At 69.5% G+C, this 1,336-nt stretch carries 2 protein-coding genes; both read right to left on the reverse strand.

Going from position 1 to position 1,336, the window contains the following annotated elements; all coding sequences use genetic code 11:
- Window positions 1-120: 120 nt before the first annotated feature.
- On the reverse strand, window positions 121-408 hold the full coding sequence (locus tag FVW27_RS15955) for a hypothetical protein (protein WP_167127009.1): 288 nt from the start codon (window positions 406-408) through the stop codon (window positions 121-123).
- Window positions 405-1,336 (reverse strand): 16S rRNA (cytosine(1402)-N(4))-methyltransferase RsmH (gene rsmH / locus FVW27_RS15960; protein WP_167127012.1); only part of this gene is annotated, 932 nt, incomplete at its 5' end. The genes rsmH and FVW27_RS15955, both read right to left, overlap by 4 nt.

A 1,336-nucleotide genomic window follows, 5' to 3' on the forward strand; every position in this document is an offset into this window, starting at 1 on the left:
CGCGCGCGGCACGGGGGGCGCGCGCTTCGAAAGAGGGACGCGCGTCGCGCGCGGTGCGCGGCGCGGGCCTGCCGAGTATGCGTGACTTCCTGTCTGCTCGCAGCATGATGTATCAGGGCGCTAGCGCCCCGCCTCCTCGATGCGGCGGATCTGGCCGGGGCGTGCCCCCCGCATGCCCATGGCCTCCGCCTTCCTTCCCAGTTCATACGGCGACATCAGCCGGTCCCGCTCCACTTCCAGCTTGGCGGTCAGGGCCGCCCTGCCGTCCAGTTCACCCTGCAACTTGCGCAGGTTGTAGGCCATGTCCATGCGTTCGATGTTCAGCCACACCAACGACAATCCCAACACCAGGCTGGTCAGCACCGACAGGATCATGGCCAGCACCCAGCCTCCCACGCCGTGGCTCATGACGCGTCCCCTTCCGCTGCATCGCGGCCTTCCGGGGCATACTTGTTGCGACGCCGGGGGCGCGGGGCCTGTCCTTCCGCCAGCCGCTGGGCCGCGCGCAACTTGGCGCTGGAGGCACGGGAGTTGCGGGCCAGTTCCACCTCGCTGGCGGTGACCGGCTTTCTGGTCAGCACGTCCACGCGGGCCTTGTGGCCGCATTCGCAGCGAGACACGCTGCGCGGGCACACGCAACCCTGCGATTCGTCACGCAGGCGGTGCTTGACGATGCGGTCTTCCAGCGAATGGAAGGTGATCACCGCCAGCCGTCCGCCGGGGTTCAGCCGGTCCAGGATGCGGTCGAGAAAACGTTCCAGCTGGCCCAGTTCGTCGTTGACGGCCATACGCAGGGCCTGGAAGGTACGGGTGGCCGGGTGGTTGCGCGAGGTGGCGCGCCACTTGGCCGGATAGGCCCGGTCCACGATGGCGGCGAGCTGGGCCGTGGTCTCGATGGGGCCTGCGGCGCGGGCATCCACGATGGCGCGGGCAATGCGCCCGGCCATCGGGTCTTCTCCGTAGCGCAGGATGATGTCCTTCAGCACGTCCGCGGTGGCCCGGTTCACCAGTTTCGAGGCCGGGGCCTCGTCGCCGTCCCGGTCCATGCGCATGTCCAGCGGGCCGTCGGCATGAAAGCTGAAGCCGCGGTCGGCCATGTCGATCTGCATGGACGACACGCCGATGTCGATGAGCGCTCCATCCACCTTGTCCCAGCCCAGTTGGTCCAGCGCCGCCTCGAAGTCCGCGTAGCGGGTGTGGAAAAAGTGCACGCGCCCGCCCCACGGGGCCAGACGCTGGCGGGCCAGCTCCAGCGCCGCGGTGTCGCGGTCGAGGCAGCACAGCTCGCCGTCCGGGCCGATGCGCTCCATGATGGCGGCGGAGTGGCCGCCAAGGC

Origin of the sequence: Nitratidesulfovibrio liaohensis (assembly GCF_011682075.1) — a bacterium.
GTDB classification, from domain to species: domain Bacteria; phylum Desulfobacterota; class Desulfovibrionia; order Desulfovibrionales; family Desulfovibrionaceae; genus Cupidesulfovibrio; species Cupidesulfovibrio liaohensis.